Origin of the sequence: Streptomyces sp. NBC_01233, assembly GCF_035989305.1 — a bacterium.
In the GTDB taxonomy this organism is placed as follows: domain Bacteria; phylum Actinomycetota; class Actinomycetes; order Streptomycetales; family Streptomycetaceae; genus Streptomyces.
Genome location: NZ_CP108514.1, coordinates 9473799 through 9490554, shown reverse-complemented (window position 1 = coordinate 9490554; position 16756 = coordinate 9473799). Strand labels below are relative to the sequence as shown.

14 protein-coding genes and 1 pseudogene are annotated in these 16756 nt (G+C 71.7%); 8 read left to right on the top strand and 7 right to left on the bottom strand.

The window, feature by feature from the left end:
- Window positions 1-54 precede the first annotated feature (54 nt).
- The 8 genes and pseudogenes from OG332_RS43840 (at window position 55) to OG332_RS43805 (ending at window position 7046) form a co-directional block, all read left to right on the top strand.
- A complete protein-coding gene (locus tag OG332_RS43840; RefSeq protein ID WP_327418674.1) occupies window positions 55-723 on the top strand; it encodes a 4'-phosphopantetheinyl transferase family protein in 669 nt (222 codons plus the stop codon).
- A gap of 201 nt (window positions 724-924) precedes the next feature.
- Window positions 925-1584 (top strand): annotated as a pseudogene (locus OG332_RS43835) (HipA family kinase); the annotation flags it as partial.
- Between the two features lie 112 nt (window positions 1585-1696).
- On the top strand, window positions 1697-2092 hold the full coding sequence (locus tag OG332_RS43830) for a DUF3037 domain-containing protein (RefSeq protein WP_327418673.1): 396 nt from the start codon (window positions 1697-1699) through the stop codon (window positions 2090-2092).
- A gap of 48 nt (window positions 2093-2140) precedes the next feature.
- Window positions 2141-3493: a crotonyl-CoA carboxylase/reductase gene (ccrA, locus tag OG332_RS43825; RefSeq protein WP_327418672.1), complete on the top strand. Its 1353-nt coding sequence runs from the start codon at window positions 2141-2143 to the stop codon at window positions 3491-3493.
- Between the two features lie 120 nt (window positions 3494-3613).
- Window positions 3614-4351: a TetR/AcrR family transcriptional regulator gene (locus tag OG332_RS43820; protein WP_327418671.1), complete on the top strand. Its 738-nt coding sequence runs from the start codon at window positions 3614-3616 to the stop codon at window positions 4349-4351.
- Window positions 4348-6024, top strand: a complete 1677-nt coding sequence (locus OG332_RS43815; RefSeq protein WP_327418670.1) for an MFS transporter — start codon at window positions 4348-4350, stop codon at window positions 6022-6024. The genes OG332_RS43820 and OG332_RS43815 overlap by 4 nt, the downstream gene beginning before the upstream one ends.
- 58 nt (window positions 6025-6082) lie before the next feature.
- Window positions 6083-6418, top strand: a complete 336-nt coding sequence (locus tag OG332_RS43810; protein WP_327418669.1) for a DUF6204 family protein — start codon at window positions 6083-6085, stop codon at window positions 6416-6418.
- A gap of 73 nt (window positions 6419-6491) precedes the next feature.
- On the top strand, window positions 6492-7046 hold the full coding sequence (locus OG332_RS43805; protein ID WP_327418668.1) for a DUF2087 domain-containing protein: 555 nt from the start codon (window positions 6492-6494) through the stop codon (window positions 7044-7046).
- A 54-nt stretch (window positions 7047-7100) separates the two neighbouring features.
- On the opposite strand, the gene OG332_RS43800 is transcribed toward OG332_RS43805, so the two are convergent.
- The 7 genes from OG332_RS43800 to OG332_RS43770 all read right to left on the bottom strand — a co-directional run bounded on the left by OG332_RS43800 (window position 7101) and on the right by OG332_RS43770 (window position 16748).
- Window positions 7101-8450 carry an acyltransferase domain-containing protein gene (locus OG332_RS43800; protein ID WP_327418667.1) on the bottom strand — a complete coding sequence of 450 codons (1350 nt, stop codon included), beginning with the start codon at window positions 8448-8450 and terminating at the stop codon, window positions 7101-7103.
- Between the two features lie 34 nt (window positions 8451-8484).
- Complete coding sequence (locus OG332_RS43795) at window positions 8485-9444, bottom strand: class I SAM-dependent methyltransferase (protein WP_327418666.1); 960 nt, start codon at window positions 9442-9444, stop codon at window positions 8485-8487.
- 28 nt (window positions 9445-9472) lie between these two features.
- Window positions 9473-9889: an aspartate 1-decarboxylase gene (gene panD / locus OG332_RS43790; RefSeq protein ID WP_327419551.1), complete on the bottom strand. Its 417-nt coding sequence runs from the start codon at window positions 9887-9889 to the stop codon at window positions 9473-9475.
- A 14-nt stretch (window positions 9890-9903) separates the two neighbouring features.
- On the bottom strand, window positions 9904-11109 hold the full coding sequence (locus OG332_RS43785) for a cytochrome P450 (RefSeq protein ID WP_327418665.1): 1206 nt from the start codon (window positions 11107-11109) through the stop codon (window positions 9904-9906).
- Entirely contained in the window at window positions 11106-12368 is a 1263-nt protein-coding gene (locus tag OG332_RS43780) for a cytochrome P450 family protein (protein ID WP_327418664.1), read from the bottom strand. The genes OG332_RS43785 and OG332_RS43780 overlap by 4 nt, the downstream gene beginning before the upstream one ends.
- Window positions 12369-12447: 79 nt before the next feature.
- Window positions 12448-15747 (bottom strand): ACP S-malonyltransferase, encoded by a 3300-nt coding sequence (gene fabD / locus OG332_RS43775; protein ID WP_327418663.1) that lies wholly within the window; start codon window positions 15745-15747, stop codon window positions 12448-12450.
- On the bottom strand, window positions 15747-16748 hold the full coding sequence (locus OG332_RS43770) for a methyltransferase (protein ID WP_327418662.1): 1002 nt from the start codon (window positions 16746-16748) through the stop codon (window positions 15747-15749). The genes fabD and OG332_RS43770 overlap by 1 nt, the downstream gene beginning before the upstream one ends.
- Window positions 16749-16756: the final 8 nt, after the last annotated feature.

Here is a 16756-nt window from a genome sequence, read left to right as displayed (position 1 = left end):
CCGGGCCCCGGCCCCGCCGGGCCCGGCCTACTCGCCGGTACGCTGCCGGACGTCGTGATCGTGGAGCTGTTCGCCGACCCGCCGGACATCTACCTCTACCCGGAGGAAGCGGACAGGGTGAAGCGCGCGGTCGACAAGCGCCGGCGAGAATTCGCCACCGTCCGGCTGTGCGCCCGCACGGCATTGGCCCGGCTCGGGATGCCGCCCGGGCCGATCCTCCCCGGTCCCGCCGGGGCGCCCGCCTGGCCCGAGGGCGTCGCGGGCAGCATGACCCACTGCCCCGGCTACCGGGCGGCAGCGGTCGCCAGGACCGCGTCGGTCGCCGCGGTCGGGATCGACGCCGAACCGAACTCCGTGCTGCCCAGGGGCGTCGAGAGGATGGTGGCCTCGCCCGAGGAGCGGCGCACGCTGGACCGCCTCACCCTGTCCCATCCCGCCGTGGCCTGGGACAGGCTGCTGTTCAGCGCGAAGGAGAGCACGTACAAGACCTGCTTCCCGCTCATGGGCCAGCTGCTGGATTTCAGCGACTGCACCATCACCCCCGATCCGGAGCGGGGCACCTTCGTCAGCTCGCTGCACGTGCCGGGCCCGGTGATCGGCGGGCGCCGGGTGAACACCTTCACCGGGCACTGGCGAACCGTCGTCCGGGAGGGCGTCGAGTACGTGGCGACGGGGATCGTCGTACCGGCCGCCCACGCACCCGCAACCTCCGGTAACCGGTGACTGCACGCCGGATTCCGGCCACCTTCGACGGGTGGCCGAAATGCACGGGAGCCGATCGCATTCCCACCGCGGGCTCCGTAGGAATTCAGCCAAATAACTCGTCGAGCCCCGTGCGACCGTCCCGCACGGGGCTGCCGGACCAATGGCCGGAACTCGATCACACCCTTGGAGGGCCCATCGTGCGCCAGTAGGGTGATCGACATGCTGCAAGAAGTAAAAGGAACGCAATATTTGACGGCCCTGCGCGAGGGCGGTTCGCTTCCCGGTATCGTCGAGGCCGACAATGACGGCACTTATGTCGTCAAGTTCCGGGGAGCGGGCCAGGGAAGCGCGGCCCTCGTCGCCGAGATCGTGGTCGGCGAGCTCGGCCGGCACCTCGGCATCCGGGTCCCCGACCTGGTCCTCCTCGACGTGGACGTCGAACTGGCCCGCCGCGAGCCGGACCAGGAGGTGCAACAGCTCCTCCAGGCCAGCACCGGCCCCAATCTGGCCATGGACTTCCTGCCCGGCTCGGTCGGCTACGACGGCATCGCCTGGCGGGCGCCGGCGGAGGAGGCCGCCCGCATCTACTGGCTGGACGCCCTGACGGCCAATGTGGACCGCACCTGGTCCAACCCCAACCTCCTCATCTGGCACCGCCAGTTGTGGGCGATCGACCACGGTGCGGCGCTGATCTTCCAGCACTCGTGGCCGTCGGTGGACGGATGGGCCAACCGGGACTACGGATTGGGCTCGCACGTCCTGTCCGAGCGGGTGTCCACGCTGGCGTCCCCGGTCCTCGACGCCCTCGACGCCGAGCTGGCCGCCCTCGTGACGCCGGAGGCGCTGGAGCGGATCCTCGGCCTCGTGCCCGACGATTTCCTGGTCACCATGAACTCGGCGAACGGCGCGGATCCGCAAACCCTGCGCGAACGCTACTGCGAATACCTGCTGGCCCGTCTCGCGGGCGCGCCTGGTGGCCGGAGGCGGCGGCATGAGCACTCACGTCTCCCCTTCCCTCGGTTTCGACTACGCGCTGCTGCAGGCCGTTCCCCGCGTGGACCGCGGAGAGCGGATCAACGTCGGCGCGCTGCTCTACTGCAAGCAGGCCGACTTCCTCGCGGCCGAGATCCACATCGACGCCGCACGCCTGCGCGCCCTGGACCCCGAGGTCGACCTGACCGGTGTCACCGACGCACTCGAGGCGATCCGCGCCATCTGCGCCGGCGACCCGAAGGCCGGCCAGGCCGGCGCCGGCACGCTGCGCTCGCGGTTCGGCTGGCTGACGGCCCCGCGCAGCGCGGTCGTCCAGACCGGACCGGTGCACGGCGGCCTCACGGCCGACCCGACGGCCGAACTGACCCGGCTGATGAACCGTCTGGTGCGCTGAGCCGCCGTCCTCCCGCACGACCGCCCATCCCCGTACCGAGGACACCACATGCAGGACATCATCGATGCCGTCGTGAGCGGGGAAGGGGTGCGGGAGGACTTCGCCGCGCTCGCCCTCCCCGAGGCGTACCGGGCCGTCACCTTGCACAAGGACGAGACGGACCTGTTCGCGGGGCTCGCCACCCGCGACAAGGACCCGCGCAAGTCGGTGCACCTGGACGAGGTTCCGGTGCCCGAACTCGGCCCGGGTGAGGCCCTGGTGGCCGTCATGGCCTCCTCGGTCAACTACAACACCGTCTGGTCGGCCCTCTTCGAACCGCTGCCGACCTTCGGCTTCCTGGAGCGCTACGGCAGGCTCAGCGAGCTCACCAAGCGCCACGACCTGCCGTACCACGTCATAGGCTCCGACCTCGCTGGCGTCGTGCTGCGCACGGGGCCGGGCGTCCATGCCTGGAAGCCGGGCGACGAGGTCGTCGCGCACTGCCTCTCGGTCGAACTGGAGGCGCCGGACGGCCACGACGACGCGATGCTCGACCCCGAGCAGCGCATCTGGGGCTACGAGACGAACTTCGGCGGCCTGGCGGAGATCGCCCTGGTGAAGTCCACCCAGTTGATGCCCAAACCCCGGCATCTGAGCTGGGAGGAGGCCGCTTCCCCGGGGCTGGTCGCCTCCACCGCGTACCGCCAGCTGGTCTCCCGCAACGGCGCCGGCATGAAGCAGGGCGACAACGTCCTGATCTGGGGTGCCGGCGGCGGACTCGGCTCGTACGCCACCCAGTTCGCCCTCGCCGGCGGCGCCAACCCGGTCTGCGTGGTCTCCAGCGCGCAGAAGGCCGACATCTGCCGGGCGATGGGCGCGACCGCGATCATCGACCGCAGCGCCGAGGACTACAGGTTCTGGAAGGACGAACGCACCCAGGACCCGAAGGAGTGGAAGCGCTTCGGCAAGCGCATCCGCGAGCTGACCGGCGGCGAGGACGTGGACATCGTCTTCGAGCACCCGGGGCGCGAAACGTTCGGCGCGAGCGTCTTCGTCACCCGCAAGGGCGGCACGATCGTCACCTGCGCCTCGACCTCCGGCTACCACCACGAGTACGACAACCGCCACCTGTGGATGTCCCTCAAGAAGATCGTCGGCTCCCACTTCGCCAACTACCGGGAATCCTGGGAGTCGAACCGGCTGATCTCCAAGGGCAGGATCCACCCCACCCTGTCGAAGGTCTACGCGCTGGAGGACACCGGCCAGGCCCTGTACGACGTCCACCGCAACCTGCACCACGGCAAGGTGGGGATCCTCGCGCTGGCCCCCGAGGAGGGTCTGGGCGTCCGCGACCACGAGATGCGCGCCCGACACCTCGATGCCATCAACCGCTTCCGGGTCCCGGCGCCAACGACCGCCTGACCCCACGGCTCGGCCGAACGGGCTGCCACCACGCCTTCGGGCACCGGTGGCAGCCCGTTCGCATGCGCGCCCCGCTGCGCGGCCGTCCCTCCCTGAATGCGTTTCAGATACAGCTCCGTATTGGGATACAGTCTCGTATCTGGGAAGCGCGTCAAGGAGGCGATCACCATCACCAAGCGACTCACCCGGCAGCAGAGCCGGCAGGTCACCCGCGAGCAGATCCTTCAGTCGGCGGCCGCACTGTTCGCCGGCCAAGGGGTCAGCGGAACCTCGGTGGAGCAGATCGTCGAGGCCGCCGGTTACACCCGGGGCGCCTTCTACGGCAACTTCGAGGGCAAGCACGAGCTCGTCCTCGCCCTGCTCGAACAGCGGACCCAGCACGAGCTGGAAGAGATCCAGGCGATGAGCCGCGAGGCGGCCACCTTCGAGGAGATGCTCGACCACCTCCGCTCCTGGCACCGCCGGCGCGACGAGAACCTCGCCAGCTGGCTCGCCCTGCGCACCGAACTCTGGCTCTACGGACTGCGCGACCCGGAGCTGCTGCCCGTACTGGCGGACCGCGAGCGCCGTTCCCGGGAGGCGATCGCCCAGTCGCTGGAGCAGGGCTTCACCGCGCGCGGCGTGACCACGCCGGCTCCCGTGGAGCTGCTGGCCCTGATCGTGCACGCGCTGAACGACGGACTGTCCATCCAGCGCGTGCTCTCCCCCGCCGACAGCGGCATGGACTCCGTCGTGGACGTGGTGGAGCTCCTGATGAAGTCCTGGACCGCACTCGCCCGCAGCACCGCAACCGCGGCCGAACCCACCGCGGCACCCACCGCCGAACCCCCGATCGAGAACCTGGAGAAGAACCCATGAACAAGGCAGGGCAGGCAGAAAAGCCGGCGAACGCCGGCCCACCTGCCACCCCCGACGCGCCCGAGCCCGACCCGAAGCGGTGGCTCGCGCTGACCGTCCTGCTGGTCGCCACCTTCATGGACCTGCTCGACGCCAACATCATCACCGTGGCGATCCCGAGCATCCAACGCGACCTCGGCGCCTCGACCGTAGCCATCCAGGCGATGACGGCCGGCTACACCCTGAGCTTCGCCGTCCTGCTGATCACCGGCGGCCGGCTCGGTGACATCTTCGGCCGCAAGCGGATGTTCCTCATCGGCGTCAGCGGCTTCATCCTCGCGTCCGCCATGTGCGCCGCCGCGCCCAGCACCGAATTACTCGTCGTCGCCCGTGCGCTCCAGGGGCTCACCGCCGCGATCATGGTGCCCCAGGTGCTCGCGCTCATCCACGTCTCCTTCGCTCCCCAGGAGATCGGCCGCGTCGTCAGCCTCTACGCGAGCATGGTCGGCCTGGCCATCGTCTCCGGTCCCCTCATCGGCGGCGCCCTGATCAGCTGGAGCCCGCTGGACCTCGGCTGGCGCAGCATCTTCGTGGTGAACCTGCCCGTCGGCGTGGTGGCCCTGATCGGCGCCGCGAAGTGGATGCGGGAATCGAGCTCCCCCCACGCGAAGCGCCTGGACATGATCGGCATGCTGCTGGTCATCCTCGGACTGCTGCTGCTCATGGTGCCGCTGACCCTCGGCCGCGAACTCGACTGGCCGCTCTGGAGCATCGTCTCGCTCGTCGCCGCCGCCCCCGTCCTCGTGCTGTTCGTGGTCTACGAACGCCACAAGACCCGCAAGGACGGCTCGCCCCTGGTGACGCTGTCCCTGTTCAAGGTCCGCGCGTTCGGCGCCGGCATCGGCGTGCAGCTCCTCTTCAGCGCCATCCCCGCCGGCTTCTTCCTCAGCTGGACCCTCTACCTCCAGGCGGGCCTCGGCTGGTCGGCCCTGCACACGGGTCTGACGGCGATCCCGTTCTCCCTGTGCGTACCGGTCGTCGGCGGTCTCGCCGTCCGCAAGTTCTCCCCGCTCTACGGTCGTTACTGCCTGCTCGCGGGGGCCGTCCTGATGTTCGCGGGCATCATCTCCTACGCCTGGGCGGCCGACCACTTCGGTACGGACATCACCTCCTGGCACGCGATCCCGTCCATGCTGCTGATCGGCTCCGGCATGGGTCTGCTCATGCCCCCGCTCACGGCGCTGGTCCTCAGGGAGGTCAAGCCGCAGGAGGCCGGCGCCGCCTCCGGCATCATCAACGCCACCGGCCAGCTCGGCGCCGCGCTCGGCGTGGCGGTCATCGGCAGCCTCTTCTTCGCGGCGCTCGCGGGCAACGCCGGGCCGCAGGCCGAACGGGTCGCCCCCACCGTGCAGTCGGTGTCGCCGCAGCAGGCCGCGGACCTCCAGGACTGCGCGACCGAGGCACTCGGCCAGGACGACCTGGCCAAGGTGCCGGTCACGTGCTCCAACCTGGTGCAGGGCGCCGGCGGCGGCACCCGGGATACGATCAATGGCGCGCTCGGCGAGATCCGCGCGAAGACGTTCGTGTCCACCTACAGCGAGACGCTGTACTGGGCGGCCGGTGGCCTCGTCCCGGTCACCGCCCTCGTGCTGCTCCTGCCGCACCACCGGGTCCGGTGGGAGGAAATGGCCTAGTGTGCCGCACCCCTGACGACCAGTCGAACCCGAGAACCAGATCCGGAGACCTCCCATCATGAGCAGCAGTACGACCTACCAGGTCCTCACCCGGGGCAAGTTCGCGCCCCTCGACGAGGAGCAGCGCGCGTCGTTGCTCGCCCAGGTCGACGACCACGGCGTGCTCAGCGCCCGGTTCACCGAAGAAGGCACGGTGAACTACGAGCGCGGACTGCACGGGTTCACCTTCCGCGTGCTGATCCCCGCGACCGACGACGACACCGAGGAGCTCGTCCTGGCGCAGGCCGAGGAGCTCGCCGTGGCGGCCGTCGCCAAGCTCGGCGCCGGATGCCTCGACCTCAAGTCGGTCTCCACCGACCTGGCCAGCATCAAGATCAAGCGGAAGGGGCGCTGACCCGAAGGTCCCGGCCGGCGCGGCGCCCCGGGCGCCGCGCCGGCCCGCACCGGCAGGAACGCGGAACACTCTGATGACACCTGACGAATTCACCCTCGTGATGTCCGACCCGACACTGCGCCGCGTCTTCTCCGCGGTCGCGCTCGGCTCGTCCACCTCGTCCGAGATCCTCACGGCCGCGGGGCTCGACACCCCGGTGGCGGCCAAGGCCATCGGGCAGCTGACCCGGACGGGTCTGCTCGTGCCCGAGGGGCGCGGCCGGCTCGTCGTCAACGAAGGCGCCCTGCAGGAGGCGGCGCAGACCGCCGCCCGCCGCCGGGAGGAGGAGGCCGCCGCCGAGCAGCCCGACGCCCGGCTGCGCGGCTTCGTACGCGACCGGGTGCTGGTGGGTCTGCCCGAGGAGGCCGACCACGAGGCGCGGCGCACGGTGCTGCGGCACGTGGGGGAGGCCACCTTCGCCCCGGGCGAGGAGTACGACGAGCGCACGGTGACGGAGCGTCTGGAGCCGTGGTGCGAGAGCGGTGTCCTGGACGCCGTGTCACTGCGCCGGGCCCTCGTCGACCTCGGGGTGCTGCGCCGGGAATCGGGGCTGTACGGCCTCACCGCCGCTCCGGTCGGCGCCGCCTGACACCGATGGGCCCCCGTCCGGCCGGACGGGGGCCCATCGGCCTTCGCTCGACTTCTAGGCGGGGGCCGCCAGGCCTGCCGCCACGGGCGCCGGCCGGGGCCGGCGTGCCGCCTCCAGTACGGCGGCCTGGTACGGGGTGAGGGAGCTCGCCCGCTCCTGCGGGAACAGCGCGGCCCAGTTCGGCTCCCGCCCGCAGGCGTACAGGGTCCCGAGCGAGCCGAGCATGGAGCGGACCTCGGCCCGCCGCCTGCCGGAGGGCAGCAACCATCCCTGCCGTTCCTCGTGTTCGAGGGTCTGGCGCACCGGACTCAGCAGTACCGGATGGGCGCTGACCTCGAGGAACACCTCGTGTCCCGCGGCGCCCAGATGCTCCACCGCGGCCGCGAACCGTACCGGCTCCCGCAGGTTGCGCATCCAGTACGCGGCCCCGAGCCCGGCACCCTGCACCGGCTCGGCCGTCACGGTCGAGTACATCGGCAGGCGGGTGGGGGCCGGCTCCAGGGTGTGCAGGGCAGCGCGCAGGTCCTCGCGCAGCTCCTCCACGTAATGGCTGTGCGAGGCGACCGTCCCCTTGATCACCCGGCAGTAGACGTCCCGCGCCTCCAGCTCGCCGACGAGCGCGGCGAGCGAGTGCGAGTCGCCCGCCAGCACGGTGGAGCGGGGGCTGTTCTCCCCCGCCACGCTGATCCCGCCGCCGCTCGCCTCGGCCACCGCCCGCGCCTCGGCGGGCGAGAGTTCCGTCGTGGCCAGCGCCCCCTTGCCGGAGATCCGGCGCAGCAGCGCGCTACGCCGGCAGGCGACCATCAGGGCCTCGCGCAGGGTCAGTCCGCCGGCCGTGTGGGCGGCGGCGATCTCCCCCATGCTGTGCCCGACGACCGCGTCGGGCGTGATCCCCCAGCTGCGCCAGAGCGCCGTCAGGGCGATCTGCAAGGAGACCATCGTCGGCTGGAGGACGTCCAGTTCGTCCAGCCGGGCCTCCTCGGCCGGCAGCTTCAGCTGCTCGACGACGGAGAAGCCGGCGAACTCGCCGACCAGTCGGTCGCAGTGGTGCATGGCCTCGCGGAACACCGGCTGCTGCACGAGGAGTTCGCGGCCCATCCCGTACCACTGGGCGCCCTGTCCGGCGAAGACGAACACCAGCCCGGGGCGGCGGGCCGTGACCTCCGCCGGGACCCGCCCCACCTCGCCCGCGCAGGCCTCTTCGAGCTGCGTGCGCAGGTCGTCGTACGAGTCGACGGCGAAGGCGATCCGGTGGGCGCCGGTCGTGCCCGTCGCCGCCTCGTGGCAGTACCGGGCGAGTGAGGGCAGTTCGCGTCCGGCACGGATCCTGTCGATGTGGGCGTACAGCAGGACCTGCAGCAGGTCCTCGGTGCCGGCGGCGACGGCGAACAGCCGTGGACTCATGCTTCCCCCTTTCGGTTGCGGCCCGGGCGGCGGGTCATCGGCGGACGGCGATCCGGTGGCGGTAGCTCTCCATCGGCAGGCCGCTCATCCACGGCACGATGCCCAGCTTGCTGAGTGCCTTGATGGCGGGGGGCGGCTGGTAGCCCGCGAACATGCCGCCGAACATGAGGATCTGGCTGTGCGCGGCGATCTGGCGCACCAGCGGGTTCATGCGTTGCTTGCCGAGGGTGGTGCGGAAGTGGCTGCCGGGTGCCATCCGGCGGCGGACGGCCGCGCGGACCCGGTCCGAGATGTCGTGGTCGGCCGTCCATTCCAGGCCCTCGGTCTCCTCCGCCGTGCGCCGCATGGTCTCCGTGCGCTGCCGGGTGTAGACGTCGATGTGGCTGAGGAAGCCGCCGGGGCGCAGCACGCGTGCGGCCTCGGAGAGGAACCTGCCGAGGTCGGGGTAGGTGTGCGAGCTCTCGATGTTGACGAGCACGTCCACGGAGCCGTCCTCGAAGGGCAGGTCCTCCGCGTCGCCGTGGACGTAGGTGAGCGCGTCGCCCCGGGACAGGGTGGCGGTGGCCCGTGCTACGGCCTTCGGTGACAGGTCCAGGCCGGTCATGCGGGCGCCCGGGGCGATGCGGGAAAGGAGGTTGAGGCCCTCCCCCATGCCGCAGCCGACTTCCAGGACGTGGCGTCCGGCGTAGTCGTCGAGGTCGATGGGGAGGTCGCGCAGGGCGAGGAAGTAGAGCTGCTCGCTGAAGCCGTCGGTCCAGGGCTCGCCGAAGCCGGGCACGCGGGCGCGGATCTCCTCGACGAGGGCGGGGTCGTGCATGCCCCAGTTCCACAGGGCCCCGTGGCCGGAGAGGGTGGCGGCCATGTCGTAGATGGTGGCGCTGGCGGACTTCATGCCGTCGGCGTTCTCGCCGCGGCGGGCCGTGCCGGACTCGTCGAGGTTGATGTCCGCGAGACCGCTGGTGAAGGCGGTCATGACGTCAGGGGTGGCACTCATGTGGGTCTCCGGTGAGCAGGGTGGGTGGTCAGGAGCTGACGGTGTCGCCGCGCACCAGACCGAATCCTTCGGGTACGTCGGCGGGGTCGGTACCGGTCGTGACGGGTCGGTTATCGGCGTCGACGAACACCACGCTCGGTTGGTACGAGCGGGCGTGCTCCTCGCTCATGGAGGCGTAGGAGATGATGATGACGAGGTCGCCGGGGTCGATGAGGTGGGCCGCGGCGCCGTTGATGCCGATGACCCCGCTGTCGGCCTCGCCCTCGATGACGTACGTGCTGAGGCGGGCCCCGTTGTCGATGTCGACGATGTCGACCTTTTCGCCGGGCAACAGGTTCGCGGCGGCCATCAGAGTGGAGTCGATGGTGACGGAGCCCACGTAGTGCAGGTCCGCCTGGGTCACCGTCGCACGGTGGATCTTGGACTTGAACATCTCTCGGTACAGCACGTTCTCTCCGTTCACCAGGTCACCGGTAGCTCTTGGACGCCGTAGATGATCATGTCCGGGCGGGTGCGGACCTCGGCGGCGGGGACGCCGAGGCGCAGCCCCGGGAAGCGTCCGAACAGGGCTTCGAAGGCGACCCGCAGTTCCAGCCGGGCGAGTTGCTGGCCCACGCACTGGTGGACGCCGTGCCCGAAGGCGAGGTGTGGTAGGGGCTCGCGGGTCACGTCGAGCGCGTCCGGCCGGGCGCAGAGCGCCGGATCGCGGTTGGCGGCCGCGAAGGAGAGCGAGACCGCGTCCCCGGCCGCCATCCGGTGTCCCTCGAACTCCAGGTCCTCGCCCGCCGCGCGGATGCCGCCCGCGTGGACGACCGTGAGGTAGCGCAGCAGTTCCTCGACCGCCCTCTCGGCCAGGGACGTGTCTGCGGCCAGCGCGGCCGACTGCTCGGGGTGCTCCAGCAGGGCGAAGGTGCCGAGGGCGATCATGTTCGCGCTGGTGTCGTATCCTGCGGTCAGCAGCACGCTGCCGACCGTGACGAGTTCCTCGTCGGTGAGCCGGCCCTCGGTGACGAGGGTGGCGAGCAGGTCGTCCGCCGGTTCGGCGCGCTTCGCCTCGACCAGCCCGCGCAGCAGGCCGGTGATGGTGTGCCAGCCGGCGATGGCCTCCTCGGCGCTGGAGTGCAGCGCGAAGAGGGCCTTGATGGCCCGGGCGAACGCCGGGCGCTGCGACACGGGCACGCCCAGCAGCTCGCAGATGGCCGACGCTGCCATGGGCTCCGCGAACCCCGTCACCAGGTCGACCGGGCCCTCGCCCTTGCCTTCGGCCATGGCGTCCAGGTGGCTCCCGGCGAGCTCCGCCAGCCGGGGTTCGAGGGTGCGGGTGCGGCGCGCCGAGAACCAGGCGGCCACCGCTCGGCGGTAGCGGGTGTGCTCCGGCGGGTCCATCGCCGTGAACATGCCCGGGGCCGGCTCGGTGCGGTCCGTCGCCATGGGCAACGGGATGGGCGAGCGCAGCGCGTCCCCCCGGGAGCTCATCCGGGGGTCGGCCAGCAGCCTGCGGACCTGGGGGTAGCCGGTGACCAGCCAGCCCACGTGCCCGTCCGGGAACTCCATGCGGGCGACCGGATGGTCGGCGCGGAGCACGCCCAGTTCGGGTGCGGGGTCGAAGGGGCACCGGCCCCGGGTCATCGGCAGACCCGGGACCGTGGGAAGGCCGTCGGTCATCGCACCTCGTTCTCCGGGGACAGGCGGACGGGAAGACGCTGCATCGAGAGCAGGTAGCGCGGCTCGATCTCCTGCGGGTCGACGGCCAGCGACAGATCGGGGAAACGCTTGAACAGTGCGGTCAGGGCGACCTCCCCCTCGATCAGGGCGAGGCTGGCGCCCAGGCAGTAGTGCGCGCCCCGGCCGAAGCCCAGGTGCGGGTTCTGCTCGCGGGTGACGTCGAGGCGTCCGGGCTCCTCGAAGACCTCGGGGTCCCGGTTCGCGGCGGCCAGCACCACCTGGATGGCCTCTCCGGGCTGCACCTTCACTCCGCCGATCTCGACGGGCTCGGTGGCGAAGCGTCGGAAGGTGTGCTTCACCGGCGCGGTGTGGCGCACCAGTTCGGCGACGGCCCGGCTGCCGAGGGAGGGGTCCTTCTTCAGCAGCTCCAGCTGATCGGGGTGCTGGAGCAGGGTGAAGACCCCGAGCGCGACGAGATTGCGGACGGTCTCGTGGCCGGCCTGTACGAGGACCATCGCCAGGGCGGTCAGCTCGTCGTCGGTCAGCCGGTCGCTGTCCTCCTCGTGGACCTGCACGAGTTCGGAGATCAGGTCGTCGCGCGGCTCGGCCCGGCGGGCGGCGATCAGTTCCCGGGTCACCCGGGCCATGCCCCGTACGGCCGGGGCGAACTGCTCGGGGTTCGGGCGCAGGGCCTGGGCGAGGGTCTCGCTCCACTCGCGCCACTGCTCGCGGTACTCCTCGTCGACACCGAGGAGCTCACAGATGACGATGATGGCCAGCGGGTGCGCGTAGTCCGCGATCAGGTCGGGCTCGGACTTGCCGGCGAGGCCGTCCAGCAGGCGCTCCGCCACGCGTTCGACGGCCGGGGTCAGGGCCAGCATCCGCCGGGCGGACAGGGCCCGGGTGACGAGGCGGCGGACCCTCATGTGGTCCTCGCCGTCCATGGTCAGCAGGGTGGAGTCGAACATGTCGACGATGTCCTCGGGGATGCCCCGGCTGAGCATGCTCTCGCGGTGGGAGTCGCCCGGCGGGCGGCTGCGCAGGGTCGGCTCGCCGAGCACCGTCTTGACGTCGTGGTGTCCGGTGACCACCCAGACGTCGCTGCCGTCGGCGAACTTCCCGCGGCAGACGGGCCGGGGGCCGCCGAGCCAGCGCTCCCCCGCCTTCGGGTCGGTGATGAACTTCGGGTCGGACAGATCGAACTCGCTCGCCAAGTGGTCCGATTCGGCGCTGAGTTCCGGTGTGGGGGTCTCGGTCATGCGGTCTGCCTCGCTCGTTACTGAGAATGTCGGTCGTGCGGGTGGTGCTGTGTGCGTGGTCGCGCCGCCCCTTCGAGGGTCAGGAGCTGCGGCTTCGGAGCCCGCCGCCCACGACCTCGGCGGCCTCGGCCATCAGGCGTTCGGCGAGCACGTCGGCGTGCCGGTCCCGCCACGCCTGCAGCGGTGTGCCGGCCAGCCACCGGTTGCAGGCGCCGAGGGCCGGTCCGCAGGGGATCTGGTAGTCGGCGACGCGGCCCGGCGTTCCCTCGATCGCCCAGGTGGCCGCCTGGGCGCAGTACCAGCGGAAGACGAGCGCCATGCGCCGCTTGGGGTCGAGGGCGGCCTCGGCGGAATTGCCGAGACGGGCGAGGATCTCCTCGAAGGAGGCCCCCAGGTAGTCGCGCTCCACCTTCGCGCGGACCGCGGCGGGTACCGCTTCCCACGCGTCGTGGTTGCGCCACAGGTCGTGGAGCTTTCCCGCGCGGGCGTGGAACAGCACACCCTTGCGCAACACCCTTGCCCGGCCGCCCAGTTCGAAGAGGTCTCCGTAGGGCGCGAAGGCGGTGTCGTGGACGTCGGCATCCTGGAGGAGGTCCTTGGCCGCCGCGCTGGTCCCGCTGTCGGCGGTGCACGCGTTGATGGAACCGGTGAGGACGAAGTCGGCGCCCAGGACGAAGGAGGCCGCCGCCGACTCGGGGGCTCCGATGCCGCCCCCGGCCCCGACGCGCACGGCCCCGGCCACTGGGCCGAGCTCCGCGCGCAGTCCGCGCAGTGCGGGCAGCAGCGCCCACAGGGTCGCCATGTCGGAGTGGTCCCCGGCGTCCCCCACCGCGCAGACGTCGTCGGCCAGCGCGACGCGCCCGCCCGCCTCGGCCTCCTCGGCGGTGAGCAGGCCTTCCGCCACCAGCCGGCTCACCAGCGCGGCGGGCGGTGGCTCCAGGAACAGGCGGGCGGCGTCCGGCCGGGTCACCTTCGCCAGGATCTTGCGGGGCACGTGCACGGTGCCGTCCGCCAGCACCCGGGCGCCGGTCAGCCGGTGCCGTACGAGGGCGGGCGTCGCCTCGACGTGGGTGGAGGCCTCCACGAACCGGACGTCGTCCCGGATCAGTACGTCGACCAGCTCGGACTCGGCCCGCGGGTCGAACGGGTCGTGCGTGACGTTGACCCCGAACGGCGCCCCGGCCGGGACGCGTGCGCGGATCGCGGCGACCGCCGAGGCCACGTCCCGGGCCGGGAGCCCCGAGGCGCCGTAGTAGGAGAGCAGTCCGGCCCCGGCCATCCGGGCGACCAGGTCGACGGAGCCGATCCCCTGCCGCATCCCTCCGGCGGCGTAGGCGAGGCGGACGCCGTAGGCACGCCGGAAGTCCTCCGATCCGAGCGACGCGGCGGATGCCGTCGCGGGGCGTACGGGCGCGACCGGCGCGGGCTCGGAACGCACGGGCTCGGAACGGACCGGCTCGGACCGCGGGGGCGCGACGGACCCGGCAGCGGGGAGGGGGGTCGCCTCGTTCCGGATCCGGTCGATGAGCTTGGTCAGCACCTGCCCCGGACCGAGCTCGCGCACCCGGAAGTCGCCCTGTCCCATCAGGAGCCGGACGCTGTCGGTCCAGCGCACCGGCGAGGCGATCTGCCGTCGCAGGGTGGCGGCCACCTCTCCCGCCGCGTAGGGCCGTCCGTCCACGTTGGCGATCACCGGGATCTTCGGCGGCGCGAAGGCGGTGGCGTCCAGCAGCCGGCCGAACTCCTCGGCGGCGGCGGCCATGTACCGGCTGTGGAAGGGCGCGCTGACGTTCAGCGGCGCGCACCGCGCTCCGGCCGCCTTCAGCGCGGGCAGCGCCCGGTTGACCGAGTCCGCGGGCCCGGCGATCACGGTCTGGGTGGGCGCGTTGTAGTTGGCGATGTCGAGGTCGGAGAGGCCCTCGTCGCGCAGGACCCGCTCCACGAGCGCGGCGTCGACGTACGAGACGGCGGCCATCGTGCCGCCCGTGACCTGCCCCATGAGGCGGCCGCGCTCGGCGACCAGGCGCAGGCCCGTCTCGAAGTCGTACACACCGGCGGCGAACAGGGCGGAGAACTCGCCCAGGCTGTGCCCGAGGACGTAATCGGGCAGGCGCCCGCCCTCGCCCACGGCTGCCAGCCAGGTGAGGGAGTTGACCACGTACAGCGCCGGCTGGGTGTAGCGGGTGTTGCGCAGGTTGCGGCCCGGGTCCTCCAGGCACAGCTCCCGGACGGAGTAGCCGAGGACGGTGTCGGCGCGGGCGACGAGGTCGGGGAAGCGGTCGAACACCTCCCGGCCCATGCCCTTGGCCTGCGCGCCCTGCCCGGGGAAGACGTGCACGTCGAGCGTCGGTGCGGCGGCGGACCGGTGCGCGGCGGTCGCTGCGGGAGCGCTCACGGGGTTCACCTCGATTCTTGCGGGGGTGGCGGCGAGGCGGGGGCGCGCGTCGAGGACGGCCCGGTACAGCACCTCGTCGCGGGCGTACGGGGACAGCAGGGGAAGCACGCGGGAACCGCTGCCCTCCGGCAGCGCGGCCCGCACCAGGTTGGCCATGGACCCGGAGGGCCCCAGGTCGAGGAAGAGCAGGTCGTCCCGTTCCAGGAGCGGGCCCAGTGCCCGGGTCAGGTCGAAGGGTTCGCGGAGCACCCGCCACAGGTGTGCGGGGTCGGGTATCCGCACGGTCGTGCCCGTGGTGCCGGAGATCAGCGGGATCGTGGCCGGCTTCATGGCCAGGTCGCCGATCAGGTCCTTGAACACGCCCTCGACCGGGTCGATCAGGGGCGAGTGGAAGGGGAACAGGACGGGCAGCCGCTGGCAGAGCGTGCCGGTGGCGTGGAGGTGCCGTTCGATCCGGTCCAGGACCCCGGCGGTGCCGGCCAGGACGAAGTTCTCCGGTGAGTTCACGGCGGCGACGTGCGCGCCTGCGAGGGCCGGGTCGCGTTCGGCGAGTCCCGCGTCGGCCAGGACCGCGAGCATTCCGCCCCGCGGGCACTCGGCCTCGAAGACGTCGACCTGGCGCAGCAGGGAGCGCCGGCACTCGTCCGGGTCGACGGCGCCCGCGACGGCCGCCGCCGCGACCTCCCCGAGGCTGGCGCCGAGCACCGCTCCGGGTTCGAACCCGTGGGTCCGGAGCATCTGCGCCAGCGCGTACTCGACCATGAAGATGGCCGGCTGGGTGAGGGAGAACTGCGTCATCGGGTGCTCGGGGCCGCGGCCGGCGCCGTGGATCGCCTCGACCACCGAATCGCCGCGCACCTCGCGGACCGTCGCGTCCAGGGAGTCGAGGGCTTCACGGAAGGCCGCGTCGGCCCCGTAGAGCCACTTGCCCATGCCGTGGTACTGGGAGCCCTGCCCCGCGAACAGGAAGACCGGCGTGAGCATCAGGAGACACGCAGGGAGGACTCGAACACCTTGTGCTGTGTGGGCAGTTGCCCGACCGACTCCACGACGAAGCCGGCCTCCTCGAGGGCGCGCCGCATGGCGGGCTCGTCCAGTCCGGTGGTGCCCTCGTCGCAGGCCACCGCCTGGAACATCGCCCGCCAGCCGTCGATGTCGTTCTCCACCAGCGGCTCCACGACGAGCAGCCGGGCGTCCGCGGAGCTGTCGGCCATGGCGGTGGCGACGGTGCGCAGGATCCGGACGCAGTTCTCGTACGTCCAGTCGTGCAGCACGTTCTTCAGCAGGTAGCGGTCGGCTCCGGCGGGGAGCTCGACGAAGAAGTCGCTCGGGGTGAAGTCGATGCGGTCGAGCACGTCCTCCTTCGCGACCCGCTCCAGCGCCGTGCGGCCCCTGGCGCAGACGCTGGCCCGGTCGGCGACGGTGCCGCGCAGGTCCGGGTGTGCGGCCAGCAGGCCGGGGAGCAGGCCGCCGCTCCCGCCGCCCACGTCGACGACCGTCTTCACGGCGCTGAAGTCGTGCAGGCCGAGCAGGCACTGGGCCACCGGCGTCGCCAGGTCGACCATGCCCTTGTCGAACAGGTCCGCCGTCTCGGGGTGGGTCTCCAGGTAGCCGTAGAGGGACTCCCCGAACACCTCCTGGAAGCCGGACTTGCCCGTCTTCACGGTGTGCATCAGGCCGGCGAAGGCGTCGTCGTACAGCTCGGCGGCGAGGATGGCGAAGTGGCGCTGGGTGAAGGGGTGGTCCGCGCGCAGCGGCGCGTAGGCCTCGGTCAGCCGGAACTTCTCCCCGTCTCGCTCCAGGACTCCCGGCACGGTGAGCATCTGGAGGAGGCGGTGGAGGATGTCGGGGTCGGTCTCGGTGCGCTCGGCGAGCTCGGCCGAGGTCATCGATCCGCCGTCGAGGATGTCGGCTATCTCCAGTCGGGCGGCGACCGCGAGGGCACGGGCGAACCAGCCGCTGACGGCGAGCTTGAGGATTTCCATGAGGGCGT